This is a genomic window from Bradyrhizobium sp. P3_C3 (genome assembly GCF_056402655.1).
The window spans coordinates 64904-80002 of the sequence record NZ_JBFUGY010000007.1 but is presented as its reverse complement, the minus strand read 5'-3'; the positions used below and the strand labels follow the sequence as shown (position 1 = coordinate 80002).

The following is a 15099-nucleotide window of genomic DNA, read 5'->3' as shown; positions in this document are numbered from 1 at the left end:
GTAATGAAGTGATCAGCGCGAAAAGCTGCCGCTCGGCATCGGTGCCGGGAAAGCTCCCTGCGATTGCTGCTGGGTGGTCTGGGTCGGTTGCGCCTGCTGGACGGGTTGATCCGGCGGCGGGGCGGTGGTGCGCTTGCGCACGATCTTCTGCTTGGGCGGCGGAGCGGCCGTAGGCGGCGCGGCCTCGGGCTGGGCCTCGCCGTCAACCTCGCCCGCCGGCGCCTCAGCGGGCGCGGTGGAGGCGCTGGCAGGCTGTTTGGTCTTCTTCGCCTTGGCACCCTTTGCCGGCTTGGCCTCGGGCGGCGGCTCGGCGGGCAGAGCCGCGACGGCCGGTGCGTTCGGATCCGGCTGCTGCTGTGCTGCGCCCTTGTACATCTCCCGCGGCACGCCCTGCTCGAGGCCCGGAACGCCCTCCGGGAAGACCGGCTTGCGGTCGCCCGGCAGCTTCTTCTTGGTGTCGAGGAAGTCGAGCATGTCGCTTGGATCGAAGCTGGAGCAGCCGCCCAGGATGCCCGTGAAGGCGATCAGGACGGCGGCTGCGATCAAGCGTGGCGTGCGGCGCATCTTGTGTCTCGTCTACGTCAGAGAGCCCGAAGGTCAGCTCTTGGTCAGCTTTTGGCGACGGGCGGCAGCAGGGCCTGGAGCGCCTCGGCGCGTGAGCGCAAACCGGGCGGCGTTTCGCCATCCTCGGCAATCGCGTCGAGCCATTTGCGGGCCGCGGTCATGTCGTTGTTGCGCCAGGCCGATAGCGCCAGCAACTCGCGGGCGCTGTGGCGGAACGTGGATTTGGGCGCGGCGGAGGACTCCAGCCGCTGCTGCATGTCGGCATAGGACGCGCTGTCGACCAGCAAGCCGGCGGCGCGGATCTTCGCCAAGTCCTGCCACTCACCACCGATGCTGCGATCGGCGGCGATGTCGTCAAACATCTTGGCGGCCGCCTTGGGATCGCGGGGCGCTGCCTCGGCCGCGGCACGTAGCCGCGCCAGGGTGCGATAACCCGAGGGAGCCTTGGCGGCGAGCGCGGTGAAGGCGGCCTCGGCCTCGGCGTGCTTGTCCTGGTCGGACAGCTCAGCGGCCTTCTCGAAGGCTGCACCGGCCTCGGCGGCCTTCTTGCCCTCCAGATACTGGTAGCCGCGCCAGCCGCCGACGGCGGCCACGATCAGCACCATCAGGGCAATGAAGACAATCGAATACTTGTCCCACAGCTTCTTGAGCTGTTCGCGACGTACTTCCTCGTCGACTTCGTCAAATAATTCAGACACTTATGTTAATCCCATGCCCGTCCGGGTGCGCGCGCCAATGCGTTCGCGTCAGGAATCCCGTCCCCCACGTGGCGGCGGGGTACCCTAACGATATGGCGGTGGCAAGGCAAAGCGAGCCCAATCAAGGCGTTAACCACCCGGGATAGCCCGGACCGGCCTGTCCGGCTCAGGTTCCCAGGAGCTCCCGCAGCTGCCGCTTCAGCACCTTGCCGTTGGCATTGCGCGGCAGCGGCTCGGAGGTGATCGCCATGGTTTCGGGGACTTTGTAGTCGGACAGCCGCTCCGCGCACCAGGCGCGCAAGGCTTCGCTCGCCACCGGGGCGCGCGTCACCACCACGGCGTGGACGCGCTCGCCCAGCACCGGGCAGGCCTTGGCAATGATCGCGCTCTCGACCACGGCGGGGTGGCCGGCCAGCACGGATTCGACCTCGGCCGAATAGATCTTCAGGCCGCCGCGATTGATCATGTCCTTCTGCCGGTCGAACACGCGGACAAACCCCTCCGCATCGACCGAGCCGAGATCGCCGGAATGCCAGAATCCGCCCGTGAAGCTTTCGGGCGTCGCCTTCGGGTTATTCCAGTAGCCCTTGATGACGGAGGCGCTCCGGATCCAGAGCTCGCCGATCTCGCCAGCGGGCAGCTCGCGCCCGTCCGCTCCCATCGCGACGATGCGGGCACCGGGACACGGCAGGCCGACACTGTCGATGTGGCTCGCGGTCAGCTCGCCCGGCATGATCGTCGAGGGCGACGTCGTCTCGGTCGAGCCGTAGCAGTTCGCGAGCTTCAGGCCGGGAATCGTCACCTTGAGCTTCTCGATGGTCGCGACCGGCATCGGTGCGCCGCCAAAGCCGCCGATGCGCCAGCTCGAGAGATCGTAGCTGTCGAAATCGGGCTGGAGCAGGCAGAGATTGTACATCGCCGGCACCATCACGGTGTAGGTGACGCGCTCGCGTGCGGCGAGCTTGAGATAATCGGCGGCCTTGAATTCCGGCATGATGATCAGCGCGCCGCCGCAGCGGATCATGGTCGTGATGTTGGCGACGACGCCGGTGACGTGGCCGAGCGGCACTGCCGCGATCGAGCGGTCCGCTTCCGTCAATTGCAGGCAGGAGACGAACACCATCGAGGAATGGACGATGTTGCAATGGGCGAGCATCGCCCCCTTCGGCTTGCCCGTCGTGCCCGAGGTGTAGAGGATCATCGCGGTGTCCTCCTCGCCGATCTCGACTGGCGCCGATGCCGGGACGTTGTCGGCGAGCACGGCGAAACGCGACAGGGCCTGATCGCTGTCGATGGCGATGCGGTGGATGACATCGGGGACGTCAAGCGCATCGGGCAGCCGCCCKGTGAGCCCTGCTTCATGGATCAGGATCTTGGCGCCGCAATCGGCGAGGACATAGGCGATCTCGGGCTTCTGCTGGCGCGTGCCGAGCAGCACCGTCACCAGCCCCTCATGCGCGGCGGCAAACAGCAGCAGCGGAAATTCGATACGATTGCCGAGCAGGATCGCGACCCGGTCGCCGCGCTGCAGGCCGAGCTTGCGAAAGCCCGCCGCGATCCGCGCCGCCTGCTCCACCGCCTGTCGCCAGCTCAACCGGACATCGCCTGCGATCAGCGCTTCGCCGTCCGGATTGCGGGCGCAAGCGTCCGCGATCATCGCCCACAGGCTCGCCGGCCGGTCGCAGAAGGCCGGCACCACCCGATCGCCGAAGCGCGCCTCGAACCGCATCGGCGGGATCTGAGATTGCGACCAGTCCATCGGGATGCCCTCGGCTGTTGCTTGTCACGTTCCGCGCACGGCTGCGCGGAACCGTCTTGCGCTGATCGGCTGTCGTCAGCCTCCCATGACGGGAACGCCGATCACAACCGGGTGGAATGCGAAGGCCAGCGCGAGATAAGCGACGACACCGACTGCAACGGCGATCAGATCATTGGTGACCCCACCCACCGGAATCGGCGGGCCGCCGCCATCGGTGCGATGCTTCAGCGAGATGCGGTCGTACACCGCCCAGCCCAGGAACGAGCCAAACAGGATGATGGAGCCGAGATCGCCATTGGCGAGCAGATGCGCGGCCGCCCACAATTTGATGCCCGCCAGCATCGGATGCTTCAGCGTCGCATAGATGCGCCCGCGCAAGTAGGACGCCACCACCAGGATAACCGCGGGCAGCATCAGCGCGACTGTAATGTGCTTGAATGCGACCGGCGGCTCCCAAACCGGGATCATTCCGGCAGCGCGATAGTGGGCGAAGCCCCAGATGATCAGCGCCAGTCCCGCAAGCGAGACGGCCGCATAGAGGATCTTGTAGGTCCCCTCGCCCAGTCTCGCGATCGCTTGCGCGCGCGCCTCTCGTTTCGTTGTGAAAACATGGGCCGCAAAAAACAGCATCAGCCCCAGGATCATGACCAGCAGACCCACGACATCCTCCCCTCAACCAGCGCCCCCGCCTATGGCGTATCATCGATTGGGCGCGGGTCGCAACTCTCACGCCTCATGGTGAGGCGTGCAGGCTCGGGTCTGCAACAGCGCGGTCATCCGGATGAGGCGATGGAGCTATTTTCCAAGCTCGCGATTATCGACATAGCGGATCGCGATCGGGCGTCCGGCCAGAGCGCCGCCGAGGCCGCTGGTGAATTTGAGCGGCAGGCAGGCTTTCAGCGATGAATTGATCGCGTTGAGATAGGTCGTTCGGGTATCGGCCGGGACGCCCGCGGTCGCATAGGTCAGCTGCGGCGGACCGATCATGCCGCCTGCCTTGTTGAAGCTGAAGCGCACCGCCATCTGCATGCCCGCGCGCGCATTGTCCGATGGCGGCGACCAGCAGGTGCGCAGCTCGGCGAAGAGATCTCCGATCGTATCGAGATCGTGATCCGGCTTCCGGTATTTGGCGCGATCAGCCTCCGTCGGCACGGTTTCGATCGTAAGCTGGAGGTTCTGACCGTAGGGATAATCGATCTCGGGAATGCAGGGGCCGGGCTCGAGCGGGCTGCAATAGTACGGCGTGCAGGGCCGGCCGGCGAGCACGCTGCACGGCTCATGCGAAAACGGGATCGGATTGATCTGGCGGCGCTGCGCATCGGCGGCAACCGTCGATATCGCCAACAGGAGGAAAACGAGGATGCCGCGCCACATGATGCGAGCTCACAATGTCACACGCACAAACGTGGCATTGCCAACGAACGCGTCAAGCCTGCGGCTGTTCACATGCTCGCGCTTAGCTCCGGTGTCGTCGCCCGGCTCGACCGGGCGACCAAGTACTCCGAGACGGCGGTGATGGAATCGAGAGGCTGCGGCGTACTGGATTCCCCGCCTACGCGGGGAATGACAGCGGAGTGTGGCCACGCAGCAGAGCGCAGAGAGCGCCCTACCCCTTCTTCTTGACGTCCTTGACGTTCGTGAACTCGATGCCCTCGGCGCGCTCCCTGGCGTAGCCGAGATAGAACTCGTTTCTCGCCAGATACACGGGATCGCCGTCGACATCGTCGGCGATGCTCGAGGTGTTGGCCGCGATGAAAGTGTCGAGCTTCTTGCGATCTTCGGATGAGACCCAGCGCGCGAGCTGGAACTCGCTGACCTCGAACTCGACGGGCAGCGAATATTCCGCCTCGAGGCGTGCCTTCAGCACGTCAAGCTGGAGCGCGCCGACCACGCCGACCAGCGCCGGTGCGCCGTCGCGCGGGCGGAACACTTGCACAACGCCCTCTTCGGACATCTGCTGAAGCGCTTCCTTCAGCTTCTTCGCCTTCATCGCGTCGGTGAGACGCACGCGGCGGACGATTTCCGGCGCGAAGCTCGGTACGCCGACGAAGGTGAAATCCTCGCCCTCGGTCAGGGTGTCGCCGATGCGCAGCGTGCCGTGATTGGGAATGCCGACGACGTCGCCGGCGAAGGCTTCGTCCGCGACCGACCGGTCCTGCGCGAAGAAGAATTGCGGGCTCGACAGCGGCATGCTCTTGCCGGTGCGCACCAGCTTGGCCTTCATGCCGCGGCTGAGCTTGCCGGAGCACAGGCGCGCGAAGGCGATGCGGTCGCGGTGGTTCGGATCCATGTTCGCCTGGATCTTAAACACGAAGGCACTCATGCGCGGGTCGGTCGCCTCGACCTTGCGCTGGTCGCTCTCCTGCGCGCGCGGCTCGGGCGCGAACTTGCCGAGACCTTCCAGCAAGTCGCCGACGCCGAAATTGCGTAGCGCGCTGCCGAAATAGACCGGCGTCAGATGGCCCTCGCGAAAGGCGGCGAGCTCGAACGGTTTCGAAGCCTCGGTGACGAGTTCGAGCTCGTCCTTCACCGCGGAGACGTCAAGATTGGCGTTGAGCTTGGCCAGTTCCGCAATCTCGATCTGCTGGGCCGCGCCAGTCTTGGCGCCGCCGCCTTCGAGCAGGCGCACGCCGCCATTGGCGACGTCATAGGTGCCGAGGAAATCGCGGCCGCGGCCGACCGGCCAGGTCATCGGCGTGGTGTCGAGCGCCAGCGTCTTCTCGATCTCGTCGAGCAGCTCGAAGACGTCGCGGCTTTCGCGGTCCATCTTGTTGATGAAGGTGATGATCGGAATGTCGCGCAGGCGGCAGACCTCGAACAGCTTTCGGGTGCGCGCCTCGATGCCCTTGGCGGCGTCGATCACCATGACAGCGGAGTCGACGGCCGTCAGCGTACGGTAGGTGTCCTCCGAAAAGTCCTCGTGGCCCGGCGTGTCCAGCAGGTTGAACACGAGACCCTCGAACTCGAACGTCATGACCGAGGTCACGACCGAGATGCCGCGCTCGCGCTCGATCTTCATCCAGTCCGAACGGGTGTTGCGCCGCTCGCCCTTGGCCTTGACCTGGCCGGCGAGATTGATGGCGCCGCCGAACAGCAGCAGTTTCTCGGTCAGCGTGGTTTTGCCCGCGTCCGGGTGGGAGATGATCGCGAAGGTGCGCCGCCGCGCCACCTCGGTGGCAAGCGGGGAACGGGCCGGCGAGTCGGCTGATATGGCGATGTCGGACATGGCGGGAGCGTTTGGCAGGGAAAATGGGCCTGATCAAGCCTCATGTGGTGATTGCGGAGCCCTACGGCCAGCCCCATATCCGCTCCCGGGGAGGACGGCCTCCCCCCTCATCAGCATATCCGCCGCGGGGACGACCCTGCCTTGAATGGAGGGTCGTCATGGCCTGGAGTATCCTGTTCGTCGCCGGTCTTCTCGAGATTACCTGGGCGATCGGCCTGAAATACACCGAGGGTTTTACCAAGCTTGTTCCGTCCGTCATCACGCTCGCGGCGATGGCCGGCAGCGTCATCCTGCTCGGAATAGCGCTCAAATCGCTGCCCGTCGGAACCGCCTATGCGGTCTGGACCGGCATCGGCGCGGTCGGTACCGCCGCGCTTGGCATTATTCTGTTCGGCGAGCCGGCCACCGCGTTCCGCCTCGCCAGCATTGGGCTGATCGTCGCCGGCATCGCCGGGCTGAAATTCGTCACCTGACGAAAATCTGGACCGCCCACCAGGTCAGCGCCGCGACAATGGCCGAGGCCGGGATCGTGATCACCCAGGCATAGACGATCGAGCTCGCGACGTTCCAACGCACCGCCGAAACGCGGCGGGCCGCGCCGACGCCGACGATCGCGCCGGTAATGGTGTGGGTGGTCGAGACGGGAACGCCGAGGAAGGTCGCCATGAACAGGGTCGCGGCGCCGCCGGTCTCGGCGCAAAAGCCCTGCATCGGCGTCAGCTTGGTGATGCGCAGGCCCATGGTGCGGACGATGCGCCAGCCGCCCATCAGGGTGCCCAGCGCCATCGCGGCCTGGCAGGACAGCACCACCCAGAACGGCACCGAGAATTCACCGCCGAGATGCCCCTGCGAATAGAGCAGCACGGCGATGATGCCCATGGTCTTCTGGGCGTCATTGCCGCCATGGCCGAGCGAATAGAGCGAGGCGGAGGCGAATTGCAGGATGCGGAAGGCGCGATCGACCGCGAACGGCGTCGAGCGCACCGAGAGCCAGGACACGATCGCGACCAGCATCATCGCGAGCAAGAAACCGACCAGCGGCGACAGCACGATCGCCAGCACCGCCTTGGACAGTCCGCTCCACACCGCCGCCGAGATCCCCGCCTTGGCCATGCCGCCGCCGACGAGGCCGCCGATCAGCGCATGCGACGACGAGGACRGGATGCCCAGCGCCCAGGTCACCAGGTTCCAGACGATCGCACCGACAAGCGCCGCGAAGATCACCTGGGCGTCGACCACCGCGGGATCGATGATGCCGGTGCCGATGGTCTGGGCAACATGCAGCCCGAACACCATGAAGGCGATGAAATTGAAGAACGCGGCCCAGAGTACCGCGAATTGCGGCCGCAGCACGCGGGTCGACACGATGGTCGCGATCGAATTGGCGGCGTCGTGCAGGCCGTTCAGGAAGTCGAACAGCAGCGCGACGGCGATCAAGCCGACGAGGACAGGAAGTCCGAGCGCAGCATCCACGGCGCGACCCCTGCCCTAAACTTGCTCGATGACGATGCTGTTGATCTCGTTCGCGACGTCGTCGAAACGATCGGCGACTTTTTCGAGGTGGTCGTAGATCTCGACGCCGACGATGAAATCCATCGCGCTGCCATCACGGTGCTTGAGGAACAGCTCCTTCAGCCCGATGTCATGGAGATCGTCGACCCGGCCCTCCAGCTTACCCAGCTCTTCCGTGATCGCGGTCAGCATCGCGACGTTCGGGCCGATCGACTGCATCAGCGGCAACGCGCGCCCCACGAGATTGGCGCATTCGATCAGGAGCCCGCCAATCTCCCGCATCGGCGGCTCGAAGGTGCGGACCTCGAACAGCATCACGGCCTTGGCCGTCTGCTGCATCTGGTCGATGGCGTCGTCCATCGAGGTGATCAGATTTTTGATGTCGCCACGGTCGAAGGGGGTGATGAAGGTGCGGCGCACCGCCGTCAGCACCTCACGGGTGATGTTGTCGGCGTCGTTTTCGAACTGGTTGACGCGCTGACAGTAGACCGGCGTCTCCTCTCCCCCGTTGAGCATGCCCTGGAGCGCGATCGAGCCCTGGATCACCGTCTGTGCATGGCGGTCGAACAGGTCGAAGAACCGTTCTTCCTTGGGCAGGAAAGCGCGAAACCATCGCATCATGGGGATAGGCTACCGGTTGGAAATGGCCCGGCCCGAACGGACCGTCATGAAACTGTCATAGACCATTTCCACCCCGCGCGCGTGTCATCTCACGCCCGCGAAGCAGGATCATCCACCGGATTATCGCGCCAATGAAATTGACGCGATATCAATGGCTTAGAGCGAACGCCGGAAGTAATGAGCGATTTCGCCGATGACGCCGCGGCGGAAGGTGAGCACGCAGACCACGAAGATCGAGCCCTGGATCACTGTCACCCATTGGCCAAAACCCGCCAGATATTGCTGCATGGCGATGATCGCGAAGGCACCAACCACGGGGCCGAAGATGGTGCCGAGACCGCCAACCAGCGTCATCAGCACGACCTCGCCCGACATCGTCCAGTGCACGTCGGTGAGCGAGGCATTCTGCGCCACGAACACCTTCAGTGATCCGGCAAAGCCGGCCAGCGTGCCGGACAGGACGAAAGCCAGGAATTTATATTGGTCGGTCCGGTAGCCGAGCGAGATCGCGCGCGGCTCGTTCTCGCGGATCGACTTCAGCACTTCACCGAACGGCGAGTTGATGATGCGGTAGATCAGCAGGAAGCCGGCGAGGAAGCCAGCCAGCACGACGTAATAAAGCACCGTCGGCTTGGAGAGATCGAGCAAACCGAACATCCGCCCCTGCGGAATGCCCTGAATGCCGTCCTCACCATGGGTGAACGGCGCCTGGAGGTAGATGAAGTACAGGAGCTGCGACAGCGCCAGCGTGATCATCGAGAAATAGATGCCCTGGCGGCGGATCGAGATATAGCCGGTGATGAGCGACAGCCCGAACGCCGCGACGATTCCAACGAGGATGCCGAGCTCCGGCGGCAACGCCCACACTTTCAGCGCGTGCGCGCTGCAATAGCCGGCGGTGCCCATGAACATTGCGTGGCCGAACGACAACAGGCCGCCATAGCCGATCAGCAGGTTGAAGGCGCAGGCAAGCAGCGCAAAGCACAGCGCCTGCATCACGAAGAACGGATAGACGCCCGTGAAGGGCACCGACGCCAGCAGCAGCGCCATCACCACGAACACGACCATCTCGTCACGCATCGCGCGCGGGGTTACCGGCAGCGTGTCGTCCGTCAAGGCTGTCATATCAGGCCGCCCTTCCCGTCAGTCCCGTTGGCTTCACCAAGAGCACCAGCACCATCAGCACGAACACGACGGTGTTGGAGGCCTCTGGGTAGAAATACTTGGTCAGGCCCTCGATCACACCGAGCGCAAAGCCGGTGATGATGGAGCCCATGATCGATCCCATGCCGCCGATCACGACCACCGCGAACACGACGATGATGAGGTCGGCGCCCATCAACGGCCGCACCTGGTTGATCGGGGCCGAGAGCACACCGGCGAGCGCGGCAAGGCCGACGCCAAGACCGTAGGTCAGCGTAATCATGCGCGGCACGTTGATGCCGAAAGCGCGCACCAGCATCGGATTTTCAGTGGCAGCGCGCAGGTTAGCACCGAGCCGCGTCTTCTCGATCAGGAACCAGGTGGCGATACACACCACCAGCGAGAAGATGACGACCCAGCCGCGATAGATCGGCAGGAACATGAAGCCGAGATTCATGCCGCCCTTGAGCTGGTCCGGAATGGCGTAAGGCAGACCGGAGGAGCCGAAATAGTTCTGGAACACGCCCTGCACGATCAGCGCGATGCCGAAGGTCAGGAGCAGGCCGTAGAGGTGGTCGAGCCCCGTCAGCCATTGCAGCATGGTCCGTTCCAGGATCATGCCGAAGATACCGACGATAACAGGCGCGATCAGCAGCGCCCACCAATAGTTGATGCCCCCGAGGCTCAGCAGGAAATAGGCAACGAACGCGCCCATCATGTAGAGCGCGCCATGGGCGAAATTGATGATGTTGAGCATGCCGAAGATCACGGCAAGCCCGAGACTGAGCAGCGCGTAGAACGAGCCGTTGATCAATCCCACCAGTAGCTGAGCGTAAAGAGCCTGCATCGATCCCGCACCCGGTCCCTTCGGCGTTGCCTGAAAATCGCCCGCAGGCCTGATCGCCTGCGGGCGGTTATCTTACTTCTTCAAGAGCGCGCACTTGCTCTCGGACAGCGGCGTGAAAGCCTGGTCGCCCGGCACGGTGCCGACCAGCTTGTAGAAGTCCCACGGCCCCTTGGACTCCGAGGGCTTCTTCACCTCGAACAGGTAGGCGCTGTGGATGGTGCGGCCGTTCGGCTGGATCTCGCCCTTGCCGAACAGGTCGTCCTCCGTCGGCAACGACTTCATCTTCTCGACGACCTTGACGCCGTCATGGGGATTGCCGCCGAGCGCTTCCAGCGTCTTGAGATAGTGACGCACGCCCGCATAGACGCCGGCCTGCACCATGGTGGGCGGCGCGTTGTTCTTCATCTTGTCGGAGAAGCGCTTGGAGAAGGCCCGGGTCTTGTCGTCCATGTCCCAATAGAACGTCTCGGTGAAGTTGAGGCCCTGCGCGGTCTCGAGGCCAATCGCCTTGACGTCGGTGAGGAACAGCAGCAGCGCCGCGAGCTTCTGTCCGCCCTTGACGATGCCGAACTCGGCCGCCTGCTTGATCGAGTTGGTGGTGTCGCCGCCGGCATTGGCAAGGCCGATGATCTTGGCCTTGGACGCCTGTGCCTGCAGCAGGAACGAGGAGAAGTCCGGCGTGTTGAGCGGATGCTTGACGCCGCCGACCACCTTGCCGCCGTTGGCGGTGACCACGGCCGTGGTGTCGCGCTCGAGCGCCGCACCGAAGGCGTAGTCCGCGGTCAGGAAGAACCAGCTGTCGCCACCGGCCTTCACCAGCGCCTGCCCCGTGGTATGGGCCAGCATGTAGGTGTCGTAGGTCCAGTGCACCGTGTTGGGCGAGCACTGCGCGTTGGTGAGGTCCGAGGTCGCGGCGCCCGAGTTGATGTAGACGCCATTCTTTTCCTTGATGACGTTGTTGACGGCGAGCGCCACGCCGGAGTTCGGCACGTCGACGATGATGTCGACCTTGTCGACGTCGAACCATTGCCGCGCGATCGCGGTGCCGATGTCGGGCTTGTTCTGGTGATCGCCGGAGATGATGTCGATCTTCCAACCCTTCGCCGCAAGGCCGGAATCTTCGACGGCCATCTGGGCGGCGAGCGTCGAGCCGGGACCGCCGAGGTCGGCGTAGAGGCCGGACTGATCGGACAGCGCGCCGATCTTGACGGTCTTGTCCTGCGCAAAGGCTACGCCAGCCGTGGTGACGGCCAACGCCGTGCCGAGCAGAAACGACGCAATCGACTTTTTCATGCTACTTCCCTCGTGAATTTTCTCGTGGCCGTTTGACGCTTGGCCGTCTTAGACGCCGAGATAGGTGTGGAGCTTGTCCATGTTGGCGGCAAGCTCCGAATTGGAAAATCCGTCAATGATCTTGCCGTGCTCGACCACGTAATAGCGGTCGGCGACGGTGGATGCGAACCGGAAGTTCTGCTCGACCAGGAGGATGGTAAAACCCTCCTTCTTGAGCCGTGCAATGGTGTGGCCGATCTGCTGGATGATGACGGGCGCAAGGCCCTCGGTCGGCTCGTCCAGCATCAGGAAGCTCGCGCCGGTGCGCAGGATGCGCGCGATCGCGAGCATCTGCTGCTCACCGCCGGAGAGCTTGGTGCCCTGGCTGTTGAGACGTTCCTTCAGATTCGGAAACAGATCGAAGATCTGCTCGAGCGGCAATCCGCCCGGGCGAACCACCGGCGGCAGCAACAAATTCTCCCGCACATCGAGACTGGAGAAAATGCCGCGTTCCTCCGGGCAGAACGCGATGCCCATCCGCGCGATCTTGTCGGAGGTCGCGCGGATGATGTCCTGGTTGTTGAACTTCACCGAGCCGGTCCGCTTGCCGATGATGCCCATGATGGACTTCAGCGTGGTCGTCTTGCCGGCGCCGTTGCGCCCGAGCAGGGTGACGACCTCGCCCGCGTTCACGTCGAAATTGATCCCGTGCAGGATGTGGGACTCGCCGTACCATGCTTCCAGGTTGCGGACCTGGAGGATGTTGCCGCCGGTTGCGGCTTTTGCGGGAGCGTCCGCGGTTGCAGTCTCACGCATGACCGGCTCCCAGATAGGCTTCCTTGACGCGCTCGTCCTTGGTGAGCTCGCTGTAATGGCCTTGCGCCAGCACCTGCCCGCGCGTCAGCACGGTGATGATGTCGGAGAGATTGGCCACGACGCTCAGATTATGCTCGACCATCAGGATGGTATATTTCGCCGAGATGCGCTTGATCAGCGCCGCGATCTTGTCGATGTCCTCGTGGCCCATACCCGCCATCGGCTCGTCCAGCAGCATCATCTCCGGGTCGAGCGCGAGCGTGGTTGCGATCTCGAGCGCGCGCTTGCGGCCGTAGGCCATCTCGACCGCGGGCGTATTGGCAAACTCGCTGAGGCCGACATCGTTCAACAGTTCACGCGCGCGATCGTTGAAGCGGTTGAGCACGGACTTGGAGCGCCAGAAATCGAAGGAACTGCCGTGCTGGCGCTGAAGCGCGACGCGGACGTTTTCCAGCGCGGTGAGATGCGGAAACACCGCCGAGATCTGGAATGAACGGACCAGTCCCAGGCGCGCCACATCGGCCGGCGCCATCGCCGTGATGTCCTGCCCCTTGTACAGAATTTTGCCGGCGGACGGTTTGAGGAACTTGGTCAAAAGATTGAAGCACGTCGTCTTGCCCGCCCCGTTCGGGCCGATCAACGCGTGAATGCTCCCACGGCGAACCTTGAGCGCAACGTCGCGGACGGCGAAGAAGCCCGCGAACTCCTTGGTCAAGCCTTCCGTTTCGAGAATGAACTCATCGGCCAAACAGATTTCCCCCTGCCCGCACAATACGCGTGGCTGTCCTTAGTTAATTCGGCTTTCCGGGGGCCTTGGAGCCTGTCCCGGAACGTCGCCTCCGGGCGCGGAATATGCCGGAGGTGACGGGGGTTAGGCAAGGCGGAAAGCTGAGCAGATCAGGTCTCCGGCCGGGAGGCTTATGCTCCCTTAGTCGGACGCGTTTTGATGTCGCCTGCCCGGCCTCCCGGTTCGCAAGGCACCGGTCATCAAGCCGTCGTTAACGGTCTTTCATCCCGCGCGCCAGCCTTCATAGAAAATTTTCCCGCCGCATGGATCATGCGCGGGTTTTATGCGTCGGGAATATTGTCTTGGAAATTGCCTTGGATTTTGCAAGCGCCGCTCCTTCTGTCGTCAAGTCGATCAGGCAGCGTGATCTCCTGAACACGTGGCTGCGACTTTATGCGCGCGGGCAGATGGTGCCGGCGATCTGGGAGTATCAGCCCGCTCGGCTCGAGGAAGAGCTGTCCGATCTCATCTATTATACCGTCGACATCTCGGCGCCGACGCCGCGCCTCATCATCCAGAGCGAAGGCACGCGCATCTCGCGCGCCTATGGACAGACCGGCAAGGGCGTTCTGCTCGACGACTATATCGGGCCGCGCCTCGCACCCTTCGTGATGCCGATCTATTATGAATGCGTGGCGCGCGGCCTTCCGGTCTACAGCGTGGCCGACGTCGACGACATCTATGGCCGCGTGGTTGCCTATGAACGGCTGCTGCTGCCGTTCCAGACCGACGGCAAGGTCTGCCACGTCATCGCCTCGCTCAAGACATTCTGCGAGGACGGCGGCTTCGAGATCAAGAATCTGATGCGCGGAAATGACGCGCTGCCGCGCCCGAAACTGCGCACGGTGATCGACCGCGATCTCTTCCATCGCGCTCCCGGCCGGATCGCTGCCGCCGACCTCGTCGAGTTCGCCGATCAGCCCGGCGTCACCACCGAGATCGTCGAGCTGAATTAGGGGGCAGCGCGATTTGGCGCCGACCTACTTGGCCTTGACCTACTTGGCCTTGACTTCCTTGGCATAGATATCCGGCTTGAAGCCGACCAGAAGCTTGCCGCCGACTTCGAGCACCGGCCGCTTGATCATCGATGGTTGCGCTAGCATCAGCGCCAGCGCCTTCTTCTCGGTGAGGCCTTCCTTGTCGGAATCCGGCAGCTTCTTGAAGGTCGTGCCAGCGCGATTGAGCAGCGTCTCCCAGCCAGCCTTGTCGCTCCACTGCTTGAGCTTGTCCTTCTCGACGCCCGCCGCCTTGTAGTCGTGGAACTCGTAGGCGACGCCATGGGTGTCGAGCCAGGCGCGCGCCTTCTTCATGGTGTCGCAGTTCTTGATGCCGTAGATGATGTTGGGCAAGACCTTCCTCGCGCATGCGTCGTTGGATGACTGCAGCGTTGTACGAAACTCCGGTTCGCGCGACAACATTGCGAACGAACCTCGCTCTCCGAACGGATACATCAATGCACGTCACTCACGATCCCGCCGCGGCCGTGTCGCCAGCCATCGACTTCAACAGCTTCCTCGCGGTCGATATCCGCGTCGGCACCATCGTCGATGCAAAACCGTTCCCGGAGGCACGCAAGCAGGCCTGGCGGCTGTGGATCGACTTCGGTCCCGCGATCGGCGTGCGCAAGAGCTCGGCCCAGATCACCGAAAATCATCCGCTCGAGACGCTGGTGGGGCAGCAGGTCGCGGCCGTCGTGAACTTCCCGCCGCGACAGATCGGCCCGGTCGTCTCCGAGGTGCTGACACTCGGCTTCCCCGATGCCGAGGGCAAGGTCGTGCTGGTGCAGCCGAGCAAGCCTGTGCCGAACGGCGGACGGCTGTTCTAGCCGCGCGATCGCCGGCCGGGCCGCCGCAC

At 64.0% G+C, this 15099-nt stretch carries 17 protein-coding genes; 3 read left to right on the top strand and 14 right to left on the bottom strand.

Going from position 1 to position 15099, the window contains the following annotated elements; genetic code table 11:
- Positions 1–12 precede the first annotated feature (12 nt).
- The 6 genes from AC1DW2_RS10440 to AC1DW2_RS10415 form a co-directional block, all read right to left on the bottom strand.
- Positions 13–564, bottom strand: a complete 552-nt coding sequence (locus AC1DW2_RS10440) for a hypothetical protein (protein ID WP_166095816.1) — start codon at positions 562–564, stop codon at positions 13–15.
- A 44-nt stretch (positions 565–608) separates the two neighbouring features.
- Entirely contained in the window at positions 609–1262 is a 654-nt protein-coding gene (locus tag AC1DW2_RS10435; protein ID WP_063983726.1) for a tetratricopeptide repeat protein, read from the bottom strand.
- 166 nt (positions 1263–1428) lie between these two features.
- On the bottom strand, positions 1429–3021 hold the full coding sequence (locus AC1DW2_RS10430) for a class I adenylate-forming enzyme family protein (RefSeq protein ID WP_477005977.1): 1593 nt from the start codon (positions 3019–3021) through the stop codon (positions 1429–1431).
- A gap of 75 nt (positions 3022–3096) precedes the next feature.
- The gene (locus AC1DW2_RS10425) at positions 3097–3681 is read right to left on the bottom strand and encodes an NnrU family protein (RefSeq protein ID WP_063983728.1); all 585 of its coding nucleotides are present in this window, start codon (positions 3679–3681) and stop codon (positions 3097–3099) included.
- Between the two features lie 135 nt (positions 3682–3816).
- Positions 3817–4395, bottom strand: a complete 579-nt coding sequence (locus AC1DW2_RS10420; RefSeq protein WP_247311484.1) for a hypothetical protein — start codon at positions 4393–4395, stop codon at positions 3817–3819.
- A gap of 232 nt (positions 4396–4627) precedes the next feature.
- On the bottom strand, positions 4628–6247 hold the full coding sequence (locus AC1DW2_RS10415; RefSeq protein ID WP_477005976.1) for a peptide chain release factor 3: 1620 nt from the start codon (positions 6245–6247) through the stop codon (positions 4628–4630).
- A gap of 158 nt (positions 6248–6405) precedes the next feature.
- Here AC1DW2_RS10415 and sugE point away from each other — a divergent pair, with 158 nt between their 5' ends.
- On the top strand, positions 6406–6720 hold the full coding sequence (gene sugE, locus AC1DW2_RS10410) for a quaternary ammonium compound efflux SMR transporter SugE (RefSeq protein ID WP_247311490.1): 315 nt from the start codon (positions 6406–6408) through the stop codon (positions 6718–6720).
- Here sugE and AC1DW2_RS10405 read toward each other — a convergent pair.
- From AC1DW2_RS10405 to AC1DW2_RS10375, 7 genes are all read right to left on the bottom strand, one after another.
- Positions 6713–7720 carry an inorganic phosphate transporter gene (locus AC1DW2_RS10405; RefSeq protein ID WP_477005975.1) on the bottom strand — a complete coding sequence of 336 codons (1008 nt, stop codon included), beginning with the start codon at positions 7718–7720 and terminating at the stop codon, positions 6713–6715. The two genes, sugE and AC1DW2_RS10405, sit on opposite strands and share 8 nt — an antisense overlap.
- A 15-nt stretch (positions 7721–7735) precedes the next feature.
- Positions 7736–8380, bottom strand: coding sequence for a DUF47 domain-containing protein (locus AC1DW2_RS10400; protein ID WP_014495845.1), 645 nt, complete (start codon positions 8378–8380; stop codon positions 7736–7738).
- Positions 8381–8536: 156 nt separating this feature from the next.
- Complete coding sequence (locus AC1DW2_RS10395) at positions 8537–9505, bottom strand: branched-chain amino acid ABC transporter permease (protein WP_071914733.1); 969 nt, start codon at positions 9503–9505, stop codon at positions 8537–8539.
- Between the two features lies 1 nt (position 9506).
- Complete coding sequence (locus AC1DW2_RS10390) at positions 9507–10370, bottom strand: branched-chain amino acid ABC transporter permease (RefSeq protein ID WP_477005974.1); 864 nt, start codon at positions 10368–10370, stop codon at positions 9507–9509.
- 72 nt (positions 10371–10442) lie between these two features.
- A complete protein-coding gene (locus tag AC1DW2_RS10385; RefSeq protein ID WP_071914736.1) occupies positions 10443–11663 on the bottom strand; it encodes an ABC transporter substrate-binding protein in 1221 nt (406 codons plus the stop codon).
- Between the two features lie 48 nt (positions 11664–11711).
- A complete protein-coding gene (locus AC1DW2_RS10380) occupies positions 11712–12458 on the bottom strand; it encodes an ABC transporter ATP-binding protein (protein ID WP_063983734.1) in 747 nt (248 codons plus the stop codon).
- On the bottom strand, positions 12451–13206 hold the full coding sequence (locus AC1DW2_RS10375) for an ABC transporter ATP-binding protein (RefSeq protein WP_063983735.1): 756 nt from the start codon (positions 13204–13206) through the stop codon (positions 12451–12453). Before AC1DW2_RS10375 ends, AC1DW2_RS10380 begins: the two co-directional genes overlap by 8 nt.
- A gap of 302 nt (positions 13207–13508) precedes the next feature.
- On the opposite strand from AC1DW2_RS10375, the gene AC1DW2_RS10370 reads away from it, so the two are divergent.
- Positions 13509–14201, top strand: a complete 693-nt coding sequence (locus AC1DW2_RS10370; protein ID WP_476075825.1) for a hypothetical protein — start codon at positions 13509–13511, stop codon at positions 14199–14201.
- A gap of 39 nt (positions 14202–14240) precedes the next feature.
- Here AC1DW2_RS10370 and AC1DW2_RS10365 read toward each other — a convergent pair whose 3' ends face one another.
- Complete coding sequence (locus AC1DW2_RS10365) at positions 14241–14594, bottom strand: ArsC family reductase (RefSeq protein WP_014495852.1); 354 nt, start codon at positions 14592–14594, stop codon at positions 14241–14243.
- A 104-nt stretch (positions 14595–14698) separates the two neighbouring features.
- Here AC1DW2_RS10365 and AC1DW2_RS10360 point away from each other — a divergent pair, with 104 nt between their 5' ends.
- On the top strand, positions 14699–15070 hold the full coding sequence (locus tag AC1DW2_RS10360) for a tRNA-binding protein (protein ID WP_477005973.1): 372 nt from the start codon (positions 14699–14701) through the stop codon (positions 15068–15070).
- The last annotated feature ends 29 nt before the right edge of the window (positions 15071–15099 follow it).

What these genes read in the sequence shown, in the direction of transcription:
- AC1DW2_RS10420 (WP_247311484.1), bottom strand. Translation starts at nt 4,395, where the DNA reads ATGTGGCGCGGCATCCTCGTTTTCCTCCTGTTGGCGATATCGACGGTT.
- AC1DW2_RS10395 (WP_071914733.1), bottom strand. Translation starts at nt 9,505, where the DNA reads ATGACAGCCTTGACGGACGACACGCTGCCGGTAACCCCGCGCGCGATG.
- AC1DW2_RS10440 (WP_166095816.1), bottom strand. Translation starts at nt 564, where the DNA reads ATGCGCCGCACGCCACGCTTGATCGCAGCCGCCGTCCTGATCGCCTTC.
- AC1DW2_RS10415 (WP_477005976.1), bottom strand. Translation starts at nt 6,247, where the DNA reads ATGTCCGACATCGCCATATCAGCCGACTCGCCGGCCCGTTCCCCGCTT.
- AC1DW2_RS10390 (WP_477005974.1), bottom strand. Translation starts at nt 10,370, where the DNA reads ATGCAGGCTCTTTACGCTCAGCTACTGGTGGGATTGATCAACGGCTCG.
- AC1DW2_RS10370 (WP_476075825.1), top strand. Translation starts at nt 13,509, where the DNA reads ATGGATCATGCGCGGGTTTTATGCGTCGGGAATATTGTCTTGGAAATT.
- AC1DW2_RS10400 (WP_014495845.1), bottom strand. Translation starts at nt 8,380, where the DNA reads ATGATGCGATGGTTTCGCGCTTTCCTGCCCAAGGAAGAACGGTTCTTC.
- AC1DW2_RS10360 (WP_477005973.1), top strand. Translation starts at nt 14,699, where the DNA reads ATGCACGTCACTCACGATCCCGCCGCGGCCGTGTCGCCAGCCATCGAC.
- AC1DW2_RS10385 (WP_071914736.1), bottom strand. Translation starts at nt 11,663, where the DNA reads ATGAAAAAGTCGATTGCGTCGTTTCTGCTCGGCACGGCGTTGGCCGTC.
- sugE (WP_247311490.1), top strand. Translation starts at nt 6,406, where the DNA reads ATGGCCTGGAGTATCCTGTTCGTCGCCGGTCTTCTCGAGATTACCTGG.
- AC1DW2_RS10380 (WP_063983734.1), bottom strand. Translation starts at nt 12,458, where the DNA reads ATGCGTGAGACTGCAACCGCGGACGCTCCCGCAAAAGCCGCAACCGGC.